We start from the raw sequence: 19,656 nt of genomic DNA, 5'->3' as shown, positions 1-19,656 counted from the left end.
CGTTCCTCAGGCGGACAGGAAACGCTTCTCGATGGTGGCCAGGGTGCGCACGTCGTTGATGTCCAGGGAGTCCATGTCGATCTCCGCCCCGCCGGTCTCCTCGATCAGGAACACGAACTCGACGAAGGAGAGCGAGTCGACGAGGCGGTTCTCTATCAGGTCCTCGTCGGGACCGATGTCGGTCCGGTCCTCGTGCCTGGCCAGGATCCAGTTCTTGATGACGTCGATCCCCGTTGCCTGCGGCTCGGTCACAGTGACACCTTTCTCGTGTGTGGCCTCATGTGTGGACGGCCGCCGCGACCGCCACGGCGTAGCCGCCGTCGTGGGCCAGGCTGACCGATATCTCGGGATGCATCCGGGCGGCCTCGGCCAGTTCCGCGGCCACCCCGTGCAGCCGCACGACCGGCCAGGTGCCGGCCCCGCTCTCCACCTGTATGGAGCGCCACGGCACCGGCCTGTCCCGTACGTGGAAGAGCTTGAAGACCGCCTCCTTGACCGCCAGGAGACCGGCGACGGAGCTGGGGTCCAGGCGGCCCTGCCGGGTGCAGGCGGCGATCTCCTCGGGCAGGAGCATGCGGCTGAGCACCGGCCGGCGGTCCGGCCGGACGAGTTCCTCGGCGCGGGAGAGCGGCACGATGTCCACCCCGACGCGCGGCGCGCTAGGCGGAGCCGGTCGCACGGAGTGCCTGCTCGACTCGGGTCAGGGCCTGCTGGGCGCCTCCGTGACGGTCGATCAGGGCCCCCACCCACCGTTCGAGCCCGAACGCGACACAGCCGGTGAACGCCACCGCGTCGTCCTCCCCGACGGTGATCCGGCACCGCTCGCCGAAGAAGTTCCGGTGTGTGTTCACCGAGGCGATGGCGACACCGTCGACCTGGAACTCGTACTTCACCGGCTCCAGCCGCTGGAGCAGGGCGCGCGCGCCGCCCTGGAAGAACGGATCGGTCGCGGCCTGCACCTCGACGTCGAGCGACAGCCGGCCGAGGAACTCCTCGATCCGCTCCCGGTACCGGGCGATCACGCTCTGGGTGTGCTCGAACGACCCGATGGCGACGATCTCCCGCATCTGGAAGCTGAGCAGCCGGCGCAGGCCGTCGAAGTGGGTCTCCTTGCGGAAGCACCGGTTGACGAGTGTCACCAGGGTGTCCGCGGGCACCCGCGTGTCCTGGTAGAGCAGGTACGCGGCGAAGCAGGTCGCGGTGGACAGGCCGAGGTGCGGCTCCGCCGCCTGCTCCGTGGTGAACCGGCCCTTGGCCGGCCCGGAGGTGGGCGTCCGGAGCCCGCCGGCGACCAGGGCCAGATGGGGGAAGTTGACGTAGAGGTCCAGGTTCGCCAGGTCGTCCACCGGATAGACCGGCGGCGCGGAGATCTCACCGGCGCCCGCGTCGGTGCCCCAGCGTCTGAACGTGTCGTCCAGCAGCCGGAGCAGCGCCGCTTCCGAGGGGCCGAGGATGGCGAGGCCACCGGTGATCCGGCTGCTGCCCACGCGGGTCACTGTGCTGTCCTCCCGGACGGTCCGGCGGGCCGTGCCTCGTCGGAGAGCAGGCCCAGCTTGGTCAGATACGGCAGCGTCTTGCGGAACACCTGCGCCTCGAACTCGTGGCGCCGCGGCCCTTCGAGCAGCCGCCGCCGGACCTCCAGCGGCTTCGGGAGGCCGGCGTCCCGGTAGACCTGCGGGTTGTACAGCGACTCGAAGCTGTACGTCAGGTAGCGCTTGATGTAGTTGCTCACCTCGGCGAGTTCCTCGGCGGTCGCCCGGCTGCGGAAGCTCTCGAACAGCGCCTTGACCAGCTCCCGGCCGAACGCGATGTGCCGGGACTCGTCCTGGTGGTGGATGCGGTTGATGCCCCGGATCGTGTCGTGCAGGCGCTCGTCCGCGCCCATCCGCACGTTGAAGTGGTCGACCAGTTCCTCGAAGATGAGGATGCGCGCGAAGACGAGCAGGCTCGCCGCGTTGTCCGCCGGGATGGTCTCGGCCCCGCCGCGTATCTGCTTGTAGATCTTCCGGCCGTACCGCTGGCAGAACTCCGCGAAGAACCACATGTGTTCGTTCTCCTCACCGATGAAGTGGTGGAAGAACTCCGAGGACCTGGCGAAGTCGTCGGTGTGGATCCGCTTGGTGACCTCGATGAGCAGTTCCCGGATGCCGTGCACGTTGAGGCTGTAGAAGTTGACGCTCTCGTACTTGGACAGCGCGTGGAGCTGCTCGCGCGTCAGCTCTTCGGCGACGTCCGTGCCGTACGTCGTGGTCAGCTCGGGGCTCATCCACCACATGTCCTCGGGCAGCGTGTCCGGCCACTCGAACATCTGGTACGGGTTGTAGTAGTCCTCGATCGACTTGGCGCTCAGCCGGTCGAGGATGTCGAGAAGACGCGGATTGTCTTCCATGAGGGTGTCCGTCATTGCAAGAACCCCAATCGTCGTTCAGTGTGCCCGCGTTGCTCCGGCGGGCCTCAGCGGGCCCGCCGTACCGACTCGACGGCCGTCCGGGCGAGCCGGGCCGAACGGTCGTCCGTCGGCGTGTACTGATCGAGCCGGTGATTCAGCTGCGTGGAGGTGTAGGCGAAGGCGAGGTCGTGCTCGGGGACGGCGAAGACCAGCGCGCAGTCCTGCCCGTAGTGCCCGAAGGACTCGACGTCCAGGCCCGCTTGCGGAAGGTTGTGGTCGGGCAGCATGAACCCTTCCGCGTAGGCGCGCTCCCGGGCGAAGACCCGGTCGGTGCCCCGCCTGCGCAGCCGGGAGGCCCGCCGCAACGTCTCCTGGTTCCACAGGCGTACGCCGTCGACGGGGCCGAGGGTCGCCGCGAAGATCCTGGCCAGCGGCCGGGCGGTGGAGACGGCGTTGCAGCCGGGCACCTCCGCGCTCAGATACCGCAGCGACCGCTCGGCGTTCAACAGGTTCGGATTCAGCTGCGACTTGCTCAGCAGGGAGGACTTGTCTCCCAGCAGGTTGATGACCTCGGCGGCCGTTCCGCTGCCCGCCGGACGCGTTTCCTGGAACGGCACGAACCGGGTGTAGTCGCCCGCGTCGATGCCGATGCGGACCTCGGCGCCGAGCGGTCCCCGGAACTCGTCCTCGAAGAGGGCGTCCACCGTCTTTCCGGTCGCCCGCCGCAGGTATTCGCCCACGCCCCAGCCGAACGTCAGGTCGTGGTAGCCGTGATCGGTGCCCGGCTCCCAGTACGGCCGCTGTGCGGCGAGGGCCTCCACGGCCGGGTCCCAGTCGAGCACGTCGTCGACGGAGAGCCGGCGGTCGACGCCGACCAGCCCGGCCTGGTGGCTCAGGAAGGTGGCCAGGGTCAGGGATTCCTTCCCGGCGGCGGCGAACTCCGGCCAGATCCCGGCCATGGGGCTGTCGAGGTCGATGACGCCCCGCTCGTGCAGCGCGTGCGCGATGACCGACAGCAGGGCCTTGCTGACCGAGCGCACGTTCTGCAGCCGGTCCGGCTCCTGCCCCCGGGAACGCAGCGCGACCCGCTCCTCGCCGCCCACGTAGACGCACAGCTCGGCGCCGGAGTCCGCGCCTTCCTGATGGCTGCTCTCGAACTCCCGCACCAGCGGCAGGAATTCCTCCGCCGCCGTGCCGGTGACGTGCTGCGCGCGCACGGAGTCGTGGCCGTCGTCCGGCCCCACCGTCATCTTCATGTCAGTCCCGAATCTCCGTCATCCGCTTCTCGATGTCGGCGGCGAGTTCGCTGAGGGTCGGCCTGTCGAAGCAGATCGAGGCAGGCAGCGGCACCCCGAGGAGGCGCTGGAGCTTGTTCCGGATGGTGAGCGCGTTGAGCGAGTCCATGCCGGCCTTCGTCAGGTCGATCCGGCCCAGTTCCTCGGCGTCGTAGCCCAGGACGCGGGAGACCACCTCCTGGCAGCGGGCCAGGATGTCGGCCGGCGTCACCGGTGCCGGACCGTCCGGGCCGGCGGGCGAGGGCGCGGAGGTGTCGCCGGTCACCCCGCTCAGGACCGGGTTGGAGGCCAGATGGTGGTCCGCGGCGAGGTCGTCCCACCGGGTGGGCAGGACGGCGACCTGTCCCGCGGGCCAGCCCTCGATCGCGGCGCGGACCGCCGGCCGGCCCTCCGCGCTGGAGATGGTGCCGACGCCCTGCTCCCGCAGCCCGCGCAGGAAGGCGTCATTGCCGGCCAGGTACCCGACGTCCGACCAGGAGCCGAGGTCCAGGGAGAGACCGGCCAGCCCGACGGCCCGGCGGTGGGCCGCCAGCGCGTCGAGGAAGGTGTTGGCCGCGGCGTGGCCGGCCTGCCCGGGGTTGCCGAACAGACCGCCGTAGGAGGAGGTCAGCACGAACAGGTCCAGGTCGGGCGCGTGCTCGGTGGCGCACTGGTGGAGGTTCCACGCGCCCTGTGCCTTCGGGCCCAGCACGCGCTCCATCCGGCTCCAGTCCGTCCGGTCGATGATGGCGTCGTCGATGACCCCCGCGGCATGGACCACACCGCGCACGGTGCAGTCCCCGCGGCCGTACTCGGCGAACAGCCGGGCGACCTGCCGCCGCGAGGTGACGTCGACGGTCTCCGTACGGATGTCCGCGCCGAACGCCTCGCGCAACCGCCGCACGCGCTCGGCGCGCTCCGGGCCGGGAGCGCTGCGGCCGCACAGCACCAGCTTCCTCGCGCCCAGTTCCAGCAGCGCCTGGGCGCACTCCAGTCCGATCCCGGACAGACCTCCGGTGACGAGGTACCAGCCGTCGGGCGTGACGCGCACGCGCCCGCCGCCGGCCGGGACCCGCGCGGGGCGCAGCCGGGGCAGCAGGACCCGGTCGCCGCGCAGCGCCAGTTCGCTGTCACCGTCGGGCGCCGTGCCGATGGCCGCCGCCAGCCGCGCGGCCGCCGCGGCCCACCGGTGCTTGGTGTCGGCGGCGCCCAGGTCGACCAGGACGTGGCGCAGGGTCGAGAACTCGGTGCGCGCCGTCCGCGCGACACCGACGACCGCCGCCTGCGCGGGAATCACGTCGTCCGAGGTGAGAACCCGGTGGGCGCCCGAGGTGACCGTGCAGACGGTGGCCTCGGGCAGGTTCGCCGCGGACAGCGCCTGGAAGGCCCGCAGGGTGGCGAGACCACCGGCGGCGACTACGTCGGCGGACACCGACTCCGTGGCGAGCGGCAGGCCGCCGAGGTCGGCGTGCCGCTTGCGCAGCGCCGGTACGGCGTTGACGACCATGGCGGGCCGGTAGCCGGCCATGGCCCGGGCGGCGGCGGCCACCGTGTCCGGCTCGTCGGAGAGCACATGGACCAGCACCCCGGCGCCCAGCCCTTCCAGCTCCCGGGCCAGTTCGGCGACCGACGCCGCCGAGGGCGCGAGGACCATGCACCGCGTGTCCGCCAGGGGCCGCGCGGCGGGCGCCCCGTCGGCCGGCGGGGCGTCGGTCCAGGTGACCACGTAGTGGCCGGTGCCGCTCGTGGGCGGCCCTTCCGCCGCGCCCGCGGCCACCGCTCCCATCGAGTCGCTGTCGACGCGCTCGGCCGCTGCCTCGCCGGCCGGCCGGGCCGGCGCGACCCAGTGGCGGCCCCGCTGGAACGGATAGGTGGGCAGGCCGGTCATCCTCCCGCCCGGGGACACGGCCGCCCAGTCGACCGCGACACCGGCCGTGTACGCGCCGGCCAGGGCCAGCCGGGTGGACGCGATGTCGTCGCGTTCCCAGCGCAGCGTCTCCAGGTACGCCGGTTCGCTGCGGCCGCCGTCGTCCAGCGCCAACTGGGTGAGGTTGACGAGCGTGTTGGACAGCCCGATCTCCAGGAATACCCCGGAGCCGTCGGAGGCGGCGGTGCGGACCGCTTCCAGGAACCGCACCGGATACCGCAGTTGCCGCCGCCAGTACCCGGGCGTGGCGATCTCCTCGCCGATCGCCGCTCCGGTCAGCGTGGAGATGATGGGCCGCGCCGGCGGGCGCATCTCGACGGACTCCAGGACGGCCGTGTAGTCGTCCAGGATGGCGTCCAGGTGCACGGAGTGCCCGGCCCGTCCGATGCGCAGCCGCTTGCAGGTGATACCGCGCCGGGTGGCCTCGGCGAGCACGCCGTCCAGGGCGTCGCGGTCACCGGAGATCACGGTGCGGTTCGGCGCGTTGACCGCCGCGACACCGACCCGGTCCTGGCCCTCCAGCAGGGCGAGCACCTCCTGCTCGCCGGTGAAGACGGCCGCCATGGCACCGGACTCCGGAACGCTGTCGAGCAGCTTCGCGCGCTCGCACACCAGGTACAGCCCGGTGTCGAAGTCGAACACGCCGGCGCAGTGCGCCGCGGCGTACTCCCCGAGGCTGTGGCCGATGTGCAGGTCCGGCGTGACGCCCCACGCGCGCCACAGGCGGGCCAGCGCGACCTGGAGGACGTAGACGACCGGCTGGGCCAGCCGGATGTCGGTGACGGGCATGCCGCGACGCGCGCTGTCCTGGTAGAGGAAGTCCGACACGCGGTGCCCGGTGTACTTCAGGACCTGCGGATCGGCGCTGTCCAGGACCTCCCGGAACACGGGTTCGGACAGGTAGAGGTCACGGCACGCTTCCAGGTACTCCGCGCCCTGCCCGGAGAACAGCATGGTCAGCCGGGGCGGTGTGCCGGGCGCCCGCCCGGACGCGACGCCGATCTCGCCGTCGAACCGGTCCGAGACGTCCGTCTCCCCGTCCGCCACGGCGTCCAGGAGCGCGGCGAGCGTCTTGCGGTCCGAGCCGACGACGGCCGCCCGGTGGGCGAAGTGCCGGCGCCCCTCGCCGAGGGTGAACGCCACGTCGGCGACCTCCGGGGCCGCGTCGTCCAGCAGCGCCTTGCCCACGCGGGCCGCCAGGTCGCGCAGCGCGGACTCGCTGCGTCCGGACAGCGGCAGCACCTGGACACCGGGTGCCGTGTCCCGGGCGGAGGCGTCCCGGTCGGCGGGCACCGGCGGCGCCTCCTCCAGGATCGCGTGCGCGTTGGTGCCGCCGAGCCCGAAGGCGCTGACCCCGGCGCGGCGCGGCCCGCCGTCGGTCTCCCAGTCCGCGGTCTTCGTCTGCACGAAGAACGGTGATCCGGCGAAGTCGATGGCCGGGTTGGGCTCCTGGAAGTGCAGGGAGGCGGGCAGCCTGCGGTGCCACAGGGAGAGGGCGGTCTTCATCAGCCCGGCGATGCCGCCGGCCCAGCTCAGGTGCCCGATGTTCGTCTTGACCGACCCCAGGGCACAGGACCCGGGGCGCACACCGCTGAACGCCTCGGTGAGCGCCGCGACCTCGATGGGGTCGCCGGTCGGCGTCGCGGTGCCGTGCGCCTCGACGTACGAGACCGATGAGGGCTCCACGTCGGCGGCGGCCAGTGCCTGCCGGATCACCGCGGCCTGGCCGGCCACGCTCGGCGTGCTGAAACCCGGCTTCCCGGAACCGTCGTTGTTGACCGCGGTGCCCCGGATGACCGCGTACACCCGGTCGTTGTCGGCGAGCGCCCGGTCCAGGGGCTTCAGCAGCACCACACCGACCCCGCTGCCGAAGACCGTTCCCGTGGCCCGCGCGTCGAAGGCCCGGCAGTGACCGTCCTGCGACAGCACCAGGCCCGGTTCCGGCTGGTAGCCGTCGATCTGCGGGACCGGCACGTGCGACCCGCCGGCCAGCGCCATGTCGCACTCGCCCGCCAGCAGCGCCTGGCACGCCAGGTGCAGCGCGTACAGCGAGGTGGCACACGCGGCCTGCACGTTGACGCTGGGACCGTTGAGGTCCAGCTTGTACGACACCCGGCTGGTCAGGTAGTCGCGTTCCGCGGCCATGGCCAACTGCAAATCGTCGGTGGAGTCGAGATAGTTCGGCAGGGATCTGCTGGCCTGGCCACTGAGATGGTGCATCAAATACAGGCTCGTCCCGCTGCCGCCGTAGACACCGATATCGGATATTCGCCGGCGGCCGGCGGCGCCGCCGTCCTCCAGCGCCTCCCAGCACACCTCCAGGAACAGCCGGTGCTGCGGGTCGAGAAGAGCGGCTTCCCGCGGGCTGTAGCCGAAGAATTCGGCGTCGAACCGGTCTATGCCGTCCAGGGTCGATCTGGCCCGCAGCCATCCGTTCGGATCGGCGTTGTCCTCGACTCTGATCGATTCCACTCCGTCGACCAGATTCGCCCAGAACTGCGCCGGGGAATCCGCGTCCGGGAACCGGCACGCCATTCCGATGATGGCCACGCTCTGCGAGGCGCTCGGGCCGTATTCCTCCGACGCGTCCCACGCGGTGTCTTCCAGCCGACTGTTCTCACTCACGTCGTGCTGACTCACGTCGCGAATCCTTACTTTCTGTGAGTTGTCCCGGCTATTTCGTTCGGCGGGCCAGCCGCCTGCGGTCCGCCGCGCTCAGCCGGGTGCGCCGGCTCTCGTCCTGCCGGACGGAGCCGCCGGCCGGCGACTGGGGCGGAACGGGCGCCGCGTGCGCTGCCGGCGGCTGCGTCCTGAGCCGCTCCGCCAGCGCGGGCACCGTGGGATACCGATACATCTCGACCAGTTGCAGGTTCGCCTCGGGGAATTCCGCACGAAGGCGGGTGAGGACCTGGCCCAGCAGGGCCGAATTCCCTCCGAAGTCGAAGAAGTTCCTCTCGGCGTCGGCCGGTACGTCCTCGCCGAGCACCGCACTCCACGCCGCGGCCACGAGGTCCTCGTGACGTCCGCCGGAGGAGCGGGACGTACGCTCCGGTGACGCGTCCGGACGCGGGACCGGCACCAGGTCCGCCAACTGGCGTTCCAGCGCCTTGCGGTCCAGTTTTCCGGTGACGCCGAGCGGCAGCTCCGGCAGGATCCGCACCGTCTGCGGGACCGCGTACGACGGCAGCACCTTGCCGATCTCCGCGAGGACGGCGGACTCGTGGACCCCGGCCGCCGTGGACTTCGCCGCCGCGGTCAGCCCGACCACCCGGGCGCTCGGGTCGCGGACCGGGAACACGGCGGCCTCCTCGACCCCGGGGACCGCGCGGATCGCCGCCTCGATCTCGCCCAGCTCGACCCGGAAACCGCGCACCTTGACCTGGCTGTCGACGCGGCCCCGGTACCGCACGGCCGCGTCCGCGCCGATGGTGACCAGGTCACCGGTGCGGTACCAGCGGCGCCGGTCCGTTCCCTCGCCGAGCACCGGGAACTTGCGGGCCGTCAGCTCCGCGTCGTTGAGGTAGCCGCGGGCCAGTCCCGGGCCGCCGATCAGCAGTTCCCCGGGTGTGCCGGGCGGGCAGTGGCGTCCGTCCTCGTCGACGACCCGCAGCTCCACACCGTCCAGGGGCCGCCCGATCGGCACCTGCTCGGTGTCCTCGTCGGAGCACTCGTGCAGCGTCGTGTACACGGTGGTCTCGGTGGGCCCGTACCCGTTGAAGACGTGCGGCACCGGTCGGAGCTGGGCGACCAGTTCGGGATGCACGATCTCGCCGCCCATGATGAGGACGTGGAGCCGGCGGACCGCGGCGGCGAGCACGGGATCGCGCAGCATCAGCTGGACGAGGGAGGGAGTGGACTGGAAGTGCGTGACCTTGCCGCCGGCCAGGACACCGGTCAGGAACTCGGCGCCTTCCGGGGATCTCCCGGCCAGGGAATCGATGTCGGCGATCACGACGGGGATTCCCCGGGTCAGCGGCCAGAACAGGTCGACGACGGACATGTCGAAGCAGAAGTTCGCCGCGGCCAGCCAGCACGGGGCGGACCGGTCCGGTGATTGCGGCAGCACACGATCCAGGGCGCGGAACAGATGGCTCACGCTGCCGTGTTCCACGGCGACGCCCTTCGGGTTACCCGTCGACCCCGAGGTGTAGATGATGTAAGCGAGATCGGAGCCGCTCAATTCGGTCAGCGCGGATTCCGGGGAACCCGGGGAATCCGCCGGTCCGGCCGCGGAACACGCGGAGGCGTCCACGGCCTCGTACGGCAGCGAGGCGAATCTCTTCGCGGTGACCTCGTCGACGATCACCCGGTCCGCCCCGGCTCCGTCGATGATCGAGCGGATTCGGCTGTCGGGAAAATGCGGGTCGACCGGTACGTACGGCGAGCCGCTGCCCATGATGCCCAGCATCGCCGCCAGCCGGGAAACCGTCGGTGACATACACAAAGCGATCGGGCGGCCCGGACGGCACCCGTGGGCGCGCAGCATCCGGGCCATGGTCTCGGTCCGGCGCCACAGCTCCGCGTAGGAAACGGACTCGGTGGCGTCCGACGCCGCCGGAGAGTCCGGTGATCTCATCGCAAGGCTGAGAAGCTGGTCGAGAATTGACCTCTTCTTGACTTCCTCATGATCTGCCGATGGCACGGTACATTCTCCGGCGACTGAGAGTTCAACGTGATGCCACAACTGGCTACGAGGGTGGGGGGGTTGTGGCTCTTTTCGCGCCTTGACGAGCGCCGATCGTACCCACTTCCCCGGGGCGGCTGCCATAACGGAGTCGTAGCTGACGCAAAATCGACGGGTCTCGGGAAGCGTCCGGCCGCCGGCCGGAACGGCGGATCGGGCCCCCGCGCGGCGGGCCGCCCGGCGCGGTCCGCCGGGGCGCTCCCGGCGGGCGCCGCCCGGCCCGTTCCGGCATCGTCCCTGGCCGGCGGGCGGATCGCACCGGCCACGGACCGGCCCCGGACACGGCCCGCCGCCCCCGCCCGGCCCCGGGCGGACGCCCGCGCCCCCCGGCGCGCGGGGGCGCTGTCAAGGCGCGCAGGGATGGCCAAATCCATGAGGCCCACATCTAGTTGGGCGGCGCGCGGGAACGGGCTGCTGGGGCGGCAGGTGACGAGGGCGACGCCCCGGATTCCTGAGCCGGCCCGGTCCGGAGGCACGGGTCGCTCAGCCTCCCAACTTCCTGCTGCGCGGCAGGCGTTGGGAAGCACGTCTTCGGCCGTTCACCCCGTGGTCGCCGCCGGTGGCCGACGCCCGGCCCCCGGCGCGCTCACGACCGGTGGGTGCTGGGGGAGGGCTCGGGTGTGACCGGGGACGGCGCCGGCGGGCTCGGGGCCGGGGACGGCGTCCCGGTCGACGGGTGCGGGGTGCGGGCCGGCTGGACCGGGCGCGGCTGCCCGCCGCGCGCGGCGAAGAACACCAGCGCGGCCACGGCGGCCAGGACCAGCAGGCCCGTCACCGTCCGGCGCACCAGGGTCCGCCGTGCCCGCGCCGGCCCGGTCGGCACGGGCAGCGGCCGCAGGTCGGCGGGGCCGACGCGGTGCGCACGCGCGGCCAGGGCGGCCCGCAGCCGCTCCTCGACCGCCGTAGCCGTAGTCCCCCTACTCTCCGTACCGGATTCGCTCATCGCAGTTCCTCCAGCCGCCGGCCCAGGGCGTCCAGCGCCCTGCTCGCCGTGGACTTGACGGCACCGCGCGACAGGCCGAGCGTCGCCGCGATCTCGGCCTCGGTCAGATGCGACCAGTAGCGCAGCACCAGCACCTCCTTCTGTCGCCGGGTCAGCGTGCGCAGCGCCGCCAGCACCTCCCGGTGGTCCTCGTGCAGCAGCACGTCCTCCTCCGGCGCGGGCGCGTGGCCCTCCGGAGCCGGGGTGTGCGCCCGTACGGTCCTGCGCCGGCGCAGCACCGAGCGGGCCGCGTTGACGACACTGGTCCGCAGGTACGCCTCCGGGTCGTCCAGCGCCGCCAGCCGGTGTCCGTGCCGCCGGAACAGCGCGGTGAACGCGTCCTGTACGACGTCCTCGGCCGTGGGCAGGTCGTCCACCAGCAGCACCGCGAGGCGTACCAGGGACAGCCGGCGGTGGTGGTACAACTCCTCGAAGTCCGCCGGGCCTTGGGCCTCGGTGACGCTCCGGGCGGCGACGGGGGCGGCCGGCGGCGTACCCGCGCCGATCCGGGTGCGGGCCAGGGTGAGGACGCGGGTGCGCACCGCGTGGGTGAAGTGCCGCCGCCGGGACGCGGCGGGCTCCGGGGTGCCGGCGCGTGCCCAGGGCGGGGCCGCGGCCGGTGGTGTCGCTGTCGTCATGGATCTCCCGGCACCGGAACGCGGGAGCCGCCGCACGACGGCTCCCGCGTTCCCGGCCCTGCCTCAGTACTGCTGCGGAACCGGCGCCGGCGTGGCGTGACGGTGGTACGGGTGGCGATGCGGCGGGTCCGGCACAGGGTGCCGGGGCCCGGGGCCGGCGGTGGACGGCACCGCAGAAAGGGAGGCCGGGGCGGGGCTCTTGGTGCGGGGCGGGGAGGGCACCGGGGAAGGTGTTCCGGTGTGGACCGGGGAGGGCACGGGGGAGGGGGTTCCGGTGCGGGGTGGGGACGGCACCGGGGAAGGCGTTCCCGTGCGGGGCGGGGACGGCACCGGCGATGGGGCCGCGTGGCGGTCCGCCGGGGCCGGGGCCGGTGCGGTGGCGGGTACGGCGTGCGCGGGAGCCGGTGCGGTGGCGGAGCGGTCGGCCTCGGTGCGATCGTCGCCCTGGGCCGCCTGCGCGGCGAGGGTGCCGGTGACGGCCAGGGCCGCGCCTGCGACGGAGACGCCCAGGGCGGTGCGCAGCCGGTGGGTGCGCGGTGAGTTCGGGGCTCGGTGTGCGGACATGTGTTCCTTCGGTCGCTCGGGTCGGACATCGGTTCGAAGTGGAGGCCTCCACCCCGACAGACGTCCGACCCCGGCCGAGGTTGCGACCGAGGGGCGAGGAATTCTCCACCGACGCCACCTCTCGCCGTCCGAGGCCACCGCGCCCCGCCCGCCCGGTGGGGCCGCCTCAACCACCGACCCCGCCCCAACCAGTGGGCCCGCCTCAACCGGCGGGCCCCCACGTGTCGCTCAGCCCAGTCGCTTCAGCAGTTCCTCGGCGACCGGTGTCGAGGAGGCCGGGTTCTGGCCGGTGATCAGGTTGCGGTCCACCACCAGGTGCGCAGCCCACGGCTCCGCCGCACGTACGTCGACGCCCGCCTCGGTCAGCCGGTCCTGGAGCAGCCACGGCGCCTGCCCGGCCAGGCCGCCCTGGGTCTCCTCCTCGTTGGTGAAGGCCGCCACGCGGTAACCGGCGAAGGCGTTGGCGCCGTCCGGCCGGACCGCGGCGAGCAGCGCGGCCGGACCGTGGCACACCACGGCCAGCGGCTTGCCCGAGTCCAGGGCCGCGACCAGCAGCCTGCCGGACTCGGCGTCCACGGCCAGGTCCTCCATGGGGCCGTGCCCGCCCGGGTAGAACACGGCGGCGAAGTCGTCGAGGTCCACCTCGGCCAGCGGCACCGGCGTCCGCAGCTCGGTCATCTCCTCCAGCGCGCGGGCGAACGCGTCGGCCTGCTCCTGGCCGCCGTTGACCTCGGCGGCCAGACTGGCCCGGTCGACCGGCGGCACCGCGCCGCCCGGCGTGGCGACGGTGATCTCGTGGCCGGCGGCCTCGAGGGCGCGGTAGGGGACCACGACCTCCTCGGCCCAGAAGCCGGTCGGGTGCGCGGTGCCGTCGGCGAGCGTCCAGTGGTCGGCGGCGGTCAGCACGAAAAGGATCTTCGTCATGGTGGTTCTCTCCAGGAAGCCGGGAGCCCAGGAAGACTGGGGTCTGAGGCTTCTGAACGTAGGCGAGGGAAGCCACAGGTCGCCAATGCCGTATTGCATGGCTGCCATAGCCAGCCCTATGGCAGCCGGGGCCGGGACGGCGGTGATACTCGGTGTGTGGAGACCGCTTCCCTCGACCTCAACCTGCTGCGCACCTTCCTCGCGGTGTACCGTTCCGGCTCCTTCACCGGCGCCGCCCGCCTGCTCGGACTGTCGCAGCCCACGGTGACGACGCAGATGCGCGCGCTGGAGCGGCAGACCGGCCGGGAACTGTTCGAACGGCTGCCGCGGGGCGTGTCGCCGACGCCGGTCGCCGACGAACTGGCGACGCGGATCGCCGCGCCCCTGGACGAGCTGTCCGCCGTCGCAGGGCCCGCCGCGCCGGCCGGGGCCCGGACCCGGCCCGTGCACCTGGCCGGCCCGGCGGAACTGCTGTGCACCACCGTGCTGCCGGCCCTGGCACCGCTGGTCGCCGAGGGCGTACGGCTGCGCGTGGCGACCGGGCTGACCGATCCGCTGCTGGACGAACTGCGCGCCGGCCGCCACGACCTGGTGATCGCCACCACCCGCCCGCGCGGCCGTACCCTGCACGCCGTGCCGCTCACCGACGAGGAGTTCGTCCTGGTCGCCGCCCCGGTCTGGGCCGCCCGGACGCCACCCGGCACCGCCGAGCCCCAGGACGCCGCCCGGGCACCCGGTGCCGAACGGTCCGCCGCCCCGGACCCCGCGTTCCTGCACGGTGTCCCGCTCATCACGTACGCCGAGGACCTGCCGATCGCCCGCCGCTACTGGCGGCACGTCTTCGGCCGGCGGCTGTCCCGTGCCGCCGACGTGACCGTGCCCGATTTGCGCGGGGTCCTCGCGGCCGTGGTGGCGGGCGCCGGGTTCGGCGTGCTGCCCCGGTACCTGTGCCAGGACCTGCTGGCGTCCGGCGCGCTCGTCGCGCTGCTGGAACCGGAGGACCCGCCGATCAACACCGGCTACCTCGTGCAGCGCCCCGGCACCTGCGACAACCCGGACGTGGCCCGCGTACGCGCCCTGCTGCTGCGGGCGGCGCCCGACTGGTGACCCACGCCGGCCCCCGGGTGCCGCCGGCCCGGCGGCGGGCTCGGTTTCCGTCTGCTGGCGGCGCCGGACCGCGGGGACGACGATGGAGTCGTGGGGTACGGCCGCGTGGCGCCGGGGCCGTCCGGGACCGTCGGCGGACAGCGGCCGGCCCCGGCCGCGGTGAGCGGCCGGAAGACCGGAAGGAAGGACACCGTCATGCTGGAAGTGAAGACGGTCGAGAAGCCGGACGAACGGCGCGACTTCCCCCGCGGCCACCTCGAGGCGCTCCACCTGAGCGGGCTCGACTTCGCGGTGGGCACCTTCGAACCGGGCTGGCGCTGGTCGCAGTCGGTGGGCCCGATCGCGGGCACCGAGAGCTGCATGGTCCACCACAACGGCTACGTGGTGCGCGGACGGATGCGCCTGCGCATGGACGACGGCGCGGAGGCCGAGGTCGGCCCGGGTGACGTCTTCGTGTGCGCGCCCGGCCACGACGCCTGGGTGGTCGGTGACGAGCAGGTCGTGCTGTACGACTTCGCGGGCACCATGGCGAACGAGTACGCGAAGGGCTAGCGCCCCGAGCCGGACCGGGCCGGACCGGGCGAGGTGCCCGGGCCCGGCCCGTCCGCGGCGCCGCTACAGGTCGAGCTGACGCTGATGTGTCGTGTGCGTCGGTGTGTAGCCGAGCGCGTCGTTGATCCGTCTCATGTGCGTGTTGCCCTCGGCGGTGTCGGTCAGGAGGCCGCCGAGGCGCGGATGGCGTCCGCGCGCCTGCCGGATCGACTCGGCCTTCATCCACCGGCCGAGGCCGTGCCCGCGGTGCTCGGGCAGTACGCCCGTGCCGTAGTGCTGGCCGTCCCCCGTGCCGTCGCCGGGAACGACGATTTCGGTGAACCCGGCGACCGAGCCGTCGCCGGTGTCGACGGCGACGACGGTGTGCAGCAGGTCGCCGCGCTGGGCGACGGCGGCCGCCGCGGCCCGGACACGGTCCACGTCCCAGGTCACCGTGGTGTGGTCGGCCTCGTCCATGGGCATGTCGTCCATGGCGCGCCGTGCGGCGGCGAACGTCGGCGCGAGGTCGTCGGGGACGGTGCCCTGCCAGGACACGAGCCGGTAGCCCGGGTGCGGACGCGCGGCGATGCCGGCGAGGGCGGTGAGGTCCGCACCGGCCAGGGCCAGGCGGGAGAACCGCAGGGTGAGGACCCTGCGGAAACCGCGGGCCGCCAGGAAGCGGTCGCCGGGCGATCCGGCCTCGGCCTGCGCGACGACGCGGCGCCGGGCGTCGTCCCGGGCGGTGGCCACCGCGGCGTCGAGGAGCCGGGAACCGACCCGCCGGCGCCGCTCCGCGGGATGGACGCAGAGGGTCAGTTCGGCCAGGTGCCGCTGTCCGGGATCGGTGAACAGCCGCAGGAAGGCCGTCCCGAGAGGGAGGGAACCGGCGTCGGACGCCAGCCAGGCGAGCCGCCGGCTGTGCGGCCCGTCGACGGGGTCGGTCAGTGGGGTGATGCGAAGCGACAAGGTGTCTCCGTCGTGAGGAGGGGGCGAAGTCCGGTACGCGGGCTCGACTGCCGGGCACTCCTGCGCATGTGCTCCACACCTCCTCGTCGACGACGCCGGTCCGGGAACGGCCCGGCCGACGGGGAGAACCTAGCGGGCCCACCGCCTCCCGGTAAACGGAATATCGACGGACCCCGTCCCGGCGCTCACCCGCCGAACGTGCCCGCGCCCTCCTCCGCGAAGGTGATCGCCGCCGGGCTGCCGAAGAGGCCGGGCAGCCCGCCGGTGTGGACGAGGACGGTCCGCTCGCCCGGACGGATCTCACCGTCCCGGACGGCCGCGCGCAGACCGGCCAGGGCCCGGCCCGTGTAGACCGGGTCCAGGACCAGGCCCTCGGTACGGGCGGCGAGGCGGAGCGCGTCCGACACCGGGCCGGTCAGGGCCGCGTACCCGGCGCCCACCTGGTCCCGGCGCACCCGCAGCCCGTCCGGCGTGATCCGCTCCGCCGTCAGCGGTGCGGCGAACCCGGCCGCCGCGGCGGCCGGGTCGGCCAGCGCGCCCACGTCCACGCCGAGCACCGATCCGCTGCCCAGGGCCGCGACCAGACCCGCCATGGTGCCGCCCGAGCCGAGCGCGACCACCGCCGTGCGCAGCTCCGGGACCTGCTCGCGCAGTTCCGCGCCGCAGGCCGCGTAGCCCCGGGCCGCCGTCGTGCTGGAACCGCCGAACGGGATCAGCGCCGGACGGGCGCCCTGGGTCCGCAGCCGCGCGCAGACCTCGGCCGCCGCCGTGTCCAGCCCGGCCCGGTCCACCTCGCCGGCCCAGGCGAGCCGCGCCCCGAACAGCCCGTCCAGGGCGAGGTTGCCCGAGTGCGAGGCGCCTGGCGAGCCGCGCAGCACCAGGACGACGTCCAGCCCGAGCCGGGCGCCCGCGGCGGCGGTCAGCCGGGCGTGGTTGCTCTGCGCGGCACCGGTGGTCACGAGCGTGTCCGCGCCCTCGGCGAGCGCCGCGCCCACCGTCCACTCCAGCTTGCGGATCTTGTTCCCGCCGCCGCCCAGGCCGGTCAGGTCGTCCCGTTTCACCCACAGGTCGTCCGGCCCGAGCCCGAGCGCGGCGGCCAGCCGGGGCGCCGGTTCGACGGGAGTGGGGAAGGTGCCCAGCGGCACGGGCGGGTGCTGACTCATCACGGTTCCTCGGCTCGGTGGTCTGCGGGAGCGGCCGGTGCCCGCGGCCGGTCGGTCACGGTCTCACACCGGCAGCAGGCGGGCGATCAACGTGCCGAGTCTGACACCGGCAGCAGGCGGCCGATCAGCGCGCCGAGTCTCACACCGGCAGCAGGCGGGCGATCAGCGCGCCGAGTCTCACACCGGCAGCAGGCGGGCGATCAGCGCGCCGAGCTGCCGGGCCGTACGGCACTCGTGCATCTCGATCAGCTCGGCGTACGCGGGCGCGGCCGAGTCGCCGGTGCCCCAGCGGTCGCGGGGCTCGGGGTTCAGCCAGTACACGCGCCGGGCCCGCCGGGCGATGCCGCGTACGGCGGCGAGGTTGGGGTCGCTCATGTTCGTCCGGGCGTCACCGAGGACGAACACCGTGCTGCGCGGGCCGACCGCGTCGCCGTACCGCTCGGCGAACTCGCCCAGCGCCGCGCCGTAGTCGCTGCTGCCGTGCCAGCCGGTGAGCGTGGCCTCGGCGCGGATCCGGGCGCCGAGCCCTTCGGGGTCGGCGCCGCCGTGGCCGAGCAGGCCGGTGACCTCGTCCAGCCGGTTGACGAAGGCGAACACGCGCACCTTGCTGAACTCCTCGTGCAGGGCCTGCACGAGGAGCATGGTGAAGTCCGAGAACCCGGACACCGAGCCCGACACGTCGCACAGCAGCACCAGTTCGGGGCGGACCGGCCGGCGCCGGCGCAGCACCGGACGCATCGGCACGCCGCCCGTGGACAGCGAGGAGCGCAGGGTGCGGCGCAGATCGATGGTGCCGCGCGCGGCCCGGCGGCGGCGCGCGGCGAGCCGGGTGGCCAGCTTGCGCGCCAGCGGCCGTACCGTCCTGCGCAGTTCGGCGAGCTGGTCCCGCCCGGCGGACAGGAAGTCGACCCGGTCGGCGGTCGGCCGGACGCCCCGCCGCGCGATCTCCTCCCGGCCGCGCCGCTCGGCCACCCGGCGCCGTGCCTCCGCGCCCACCAGCCGCCGGAACTCCTCGATGCGGCGCCGGATCTCGTCGTCCAGCAGCCGGTCCGCGAATCCCGCGCCGCCGCCGTCCCGGCCCCGCACCTCCGCGCGTACCCGGGCCAGCAGGGTCTGCGGACGCAGCCGGTCCAGGGTCTGGTACGCCGACCAGCCGTCCGAGCCCGGTGAGGCGCCGTATCCGCCGAGCCCGTCGACGGCCTCCGCCGCCAGTCGTGCGAGCAGCGCCCGGTCGTCGTCGGCCAGCGCCTCGGCGAGCCGGTCGCGCAGGGCGTCCCGGTCCGCCGGGGCGGTCCCGGGGCCGCCGACCGAGCGCGGGAAGTACAGGTCGAAGACCGAGTCGAACACGGCCCGCTGGCCCGGCCCGTGCAGCAGCGTCGCGGCCAGGCCCTCGCGCAGCAGCTCCCGGTCCGCGAGCCCGAGCGCCTCCGCCGCGCGGGCCGCGTCCACGGTCTCCCCGGTGCCGACCCGCACCCCGTGCGCGCGCAGCGCCCCGGCCAGGCCTGTGATCCGGTCGGCGACGGTCACAGCGCGTCCAGGTCCAGTTTGGCCGCCGCCTTCTGGATGTCGTCCTGGTGTTTGAGGATCACTCCGAGGGTGTCCCGTACGACGCTCTCGTCCAGCGTGCCGGCGCCCAGGGCGAGCAGGGTGCGCGCCCAGTCGACGGTCTCGGCCACGGACGGCGCCTTGCGCAGATCCATCGCGCGCAGCGCGCCGACCACCCGGACCACCGACTCGGTCAGCGCCTCGCCGAGGCCCGGCACCTTCAGCCGGACGATCCGCCGCTCCAGCTCCTCCTCCGGGAACCCGATGTGCAGGAACAGGCAGCGGCGGCGCAGCGCCTCGGACAGCTCCCGGCCGGCGTTGGAGGTCAGGACGACGAACGGGCGGCGGGTGGCGGTGACCGTGCCCAGTTCGGGGACCGTCACCTGGAAGTCGCTGAGCACCTCCAGCAGCAGCCCCTCCATCTCGACGTCGGCCTTGTCGGTCTCGTCGATGAGCAGCACGGTCGGCTCGTCGCCGCGGATGGCGGTCAGCAGCGGGCGGGGGAGCAGGAACTCCTCGGTGAAGATGTCGGTGCGGGCCTCGTCCCAGCTCTCGCCGCGGCCCGCGCTGATGCGCAGCAGCTGTTTGGCGTGGTTCCACTCGTACAGGGCCCGCGCCTCGTCCACGCCCTCGTAGCACTGGAGCCGGACCAGGCGGGCCCCGGCCACCGCGGCGACGGCCTTGGCGAGTTCGGTCTTGCCGACCCCGGCGGGCCCTTCGACCAGCAGCGGCTTGCCCAGCCGGGCGGCGAGGAACACGGTCGTGGCGACGGCCGGCGAGGCGAGGTAGCCGGTCTCGGCGAGGCGGGCGGAGACGTCGTCGACGGACGTGAACAACGGGGCCTCCGGGCGGGTCGGGAGCAGCGGCCCGGGGCGGTTCCGGGCGGCTCCTATCTAAGCGCTTGTTCAACTTCCGCGCCACGGTATACACCGATCGGTTTCCCCGGGGCCGCGGCGCGGTAA

16 protein-coding genes are annotated in these 19,656 nt (G+C 73.5%); 2 read left to right on the top strand and 14 right to left on the bottom strand.

Translation table 11 applies throughout. From position 1 onward, the window contains the following. Positions 1-6: 6 nt before the first annotated feature. The 10 genes from ACH4OA_RS01450 to ACH4OA_RS01405 form a co-directional block, all read right to left on the bottom strand. Positions 7-252: a phosphopantetheine-binding protein gene (locus ACH4OA_RS01450; protein WP_397935069.1), complete on the bottom strand. Its 246-nt coding sequence runs from the start codon at positions 250-252 to the stop codon at positions 7-9. A gap of 25 nt (positions 253-277) precedes the next feature. After that, positions 278-679: a holo-ACP synthase gene (locus tag ACH4OA_RS01445; RefSeq protein ID WP_397935068.1), complete on the bottom strand. Its 402-nt coding sequence runs from the start codon at positions 677-679 to the stop codon at positions 278-280. Beyond that, positions 660-1,487: an aminoacyl--tRNA ligase-related protein gene (locus ACH4OA_RS01440; RefSeq protein WP_397967048.1), complete on the bottom strand. Its 828-nt coding sequence runs from the start codon at positions 1,485-1,487 to the stop codon at positions 660-662. The genes ACH4OA_RS01445 and ACH4OA_RS01440 overlap by 20 nt, the downstream gene beginning before the upstream one ends. Before the next feature lie 5 nt (positions 1,488-1,492). Beyond that, positions 1,493-2,404, bottom strand: coding sequence for a diiron oxygenase (locus ACH4OA_RS01435; protein ID WP_397935064.1), 912 nt, complete (start codon positions 2,402-2,404; stop codon positions 1,493-1,495). A gap of 50 nt (positions 2,405-2,454) precedes the next feature. Then, entirely contained in the window at positions 2,455-3,645 is a 1,191-nt protein-coding gene (locus ACH4OA_RS01430) for a serine hydrolase domain-containing protein (RefSeq protein WP_397967045.1), read from the bottom strand. A 1-nt stretch (position 3,646) separates the two neighbouring features. Beyond that, positions 3,647-8,230 (bottom strand): type I polyketide synthase, encoded by a 4,584-nt coding sequence (locus tag ACH4OA_RS01425; RefSeq protein ID WP_397967043.1) that lies wholly within the window; start codon positions 8,228-8,230, stop codon positions 3,647-3,649. Positions 8,231-8,264: 34 nt separating this feature from the next. Beyond that, the gene (locus ACH4OA_RS01420; RefSeq protein WP_397967041.1) at positions 8,265-10,166 is read right to left on the bottom strand and encodes an amino acid adenylation domain-containing protein; all 1,902 of its coding nucleotides are present in this window, start codon (positions 10,164-10,166) and stop codon (positions 8,265-8,267) included. Between the two features lie 694 nt (positions 10,167-10,860). Next, positions 10,861-11,217 (bottom strand): hypothetical protein, encoded by a 357-nt coding sequence (locus ACH4OA_RS01415; protein ID WP_397967039.1) that lies wholly within the window; start codon positions 11,215-11,217, stop codon positions 10,861-10,863. Continuing rightward, entirely contained in the window at positions 11,214-11,894 is a 681-nt protein-coding gene (locus ACH4OA_RS01410; RefSeq protein WP_397935058.1) for an RNA polymerase sigma factor, read from the bottom strand. The genes ACH4OA_RS01415 and ACH4OA_RS01410 overlap by 4 nt, the downstream gene beginning before the upstream one ends. Before the next feature lie 792 nt (positions 11,895-12,686). Beyond that, entirely contained in the window at positions 12,687-13,382 is a 696-nt protein-coding gene (locus ACH4OA_RS01405) for a type 1 glutamine amidotransferase domain-containing protein (RefSeq protein ID WP_397967037.1), read from the bottom strand. 156 nt (positions 13,383-13,538) lie between these two features. On the opposite strand from ACH4OA_RS01405, the gene ACH4OA_RS01400 reads away from it, so the two are divergent. Both ACH4OA_RS01400 and ACH4OA_RS01395 read left to right on the top strand, forming a co-directional pair. Next, complete coding sequence (locus ACH4OA_RS01400) at positions 13,539-14,489, top strand: LysR family transcriptional regulator (protein ID WP_397967034.1); 951 nt, start codon at positions 13,539-13,541, stop codon at positions 14,487-14,489. A gap of 195 nt (positions 14,490-14,684) precedes the next feature. After that, positions 14,685-15,041, top strand: coding sequence for a cupin domain-containing protein (locus ACH4OA_RS01395; protein ID WP_365884177.1), 357 nt, complete (start codon positions 14,685-14,687; stop codon positions 15,039-15,041). A 63-nt stretch (positions 15,042-15,104) separates the two neighbouring features. On the opposite strand, the gene ACH4OA_RS01390 is transcribed toward ACH4OA_RS01395, so the two are convergent. The 4 genes from ACH4OA_RS01390 to ACH4OA_RS01375 all read right to left on the bottom strand — a co-directional run bounded on the left by ACH4OA_RS01390 (position 15,105) and on the right by ACH4OA_RS01375 (position 19,530). Next, entirely contained in the window at positions 15,105-15,986 is an 882-nt protein-coding gene (locus ACH4OA_RS01390) for a GNAT family N-acetyltransferase (RefSeq protein ID WP_397967033.1), read from the bottom strand. A 185-nt stretch (positions 15,987-16,171) separates the two neighbouring features. After that, positions 16,172-17,149: a D-cysteine desulfhydrase family protein gene (locus tag ACH4OA_RS01385; RefSeq protein WP_397967031.1), complete on the bottom strand. Its 978-nt coding sequence runs from the start codon at positions 17,147-17,149 to the stop codon at positions 16,172-16,174. A gap of 177 nt (positions 17,150-17,326) precedes the next feature. Continuing rightward, positions 17,327-18,676, bottom strand: a complete 1,350-nt coding sequence (locus tag ACH4OA_RS01380; protein WP_397935052.1) for a VWA domain-containing protein — start codon at positions 18,674-18,676, stop codon at positions 17,327-17,329. Next, positions 18,673-19,530, bottom strand: a complete 858-nt coding sequence (locus ACH4OA_RS01375; protein ID WP_365883103.1) for a MoxR family ATPase — start codon at positions 19,528-19,530, stop codon at positions 18,673-18,675. Before ACH4OA_RS01375 ends, ACH4OA_RS01380 begins: the two co-directional genes overlap by 4 nt. Positions 19,531-19,656: the final 126 nt, after the last annotated feature.

Origin of the sequence: Streptomyces sp. NPDC017095 (assembly GCF_044332325.1) — a bacterium.
GTDB lineage: Bacteria > Actinomycetota > Actinomycetes > Streptomycetales > Streptomycetaceae > Streptomyces.
This window is presented reverse-complemented; position numbering and strand designations above follow the sequence as displayed.

What these genes read in the sequence shown, in the direction of transcription:
- ACH4OA_RS01405 (WP_397967037.1), bottom strand. Translation starts at nt 13,382, where the DNA reads ATGACGAAGATCCTTTTCGTGCTGACCGCCGCCGACCACTGGACGCTC.
- ACH4OA_RS01395 (WP_365884177.1), top strand. Translation starts at nt 14,685, where the DNA reads ATGCTGGAAGTGAAGACGGTCGAGAAGCCGGACGAACGGCGCGACTTC.
- ACH4OA_RS01385 (WP_397967031.1), bottom strand. Translation starts at nt 17,149, where the DNA reads ATGAGTCAGCACCCGCCCGTGCCGCTGGGCACCTTCCCCACTCCCGTC.
- ACH4OA_RS01435 (WP_397935064.1), bottom strand. Translation starts at nt 2,404, where the DNA reads ATGACGGACACCCTCATGGAAGACAATCCGCGTCTTCTCGACATCCTC.
- ACH4OA_RS01430 (WP_397967045.1), bottom strand. Translation starts at nt 3,645, where the DNA reads ATGAAGATGACGGTGGGGCCGGACGACGGCCACGACTCCGTGCGCGCG.
- ACH4OA_RS01420 (WP_397967041.1), bottom strand. Translation starts at nt 10,166, where the DNA reads ATGAGATCACCGGACTCTCCGGCGGCGTCGGACGCCACCGAGTCCGTT.
- ACH4OA_RS01410 (WP_397935058.1), bottom strand. Translation starts at nt 11,894, where the DNA reads ATGACGACAGCGACACCACCGGCCGCGGCCCCGCCCTGGGCACGCGCC.
- ACH4OA_RS01415 (WP_397967039.1), bottom strand. Translation starts at nt 11,217, where the DNA reads ATGAGCGAATCCGGTACGGAGAGTAGGGGGACTACGGCTACGGCGGTC.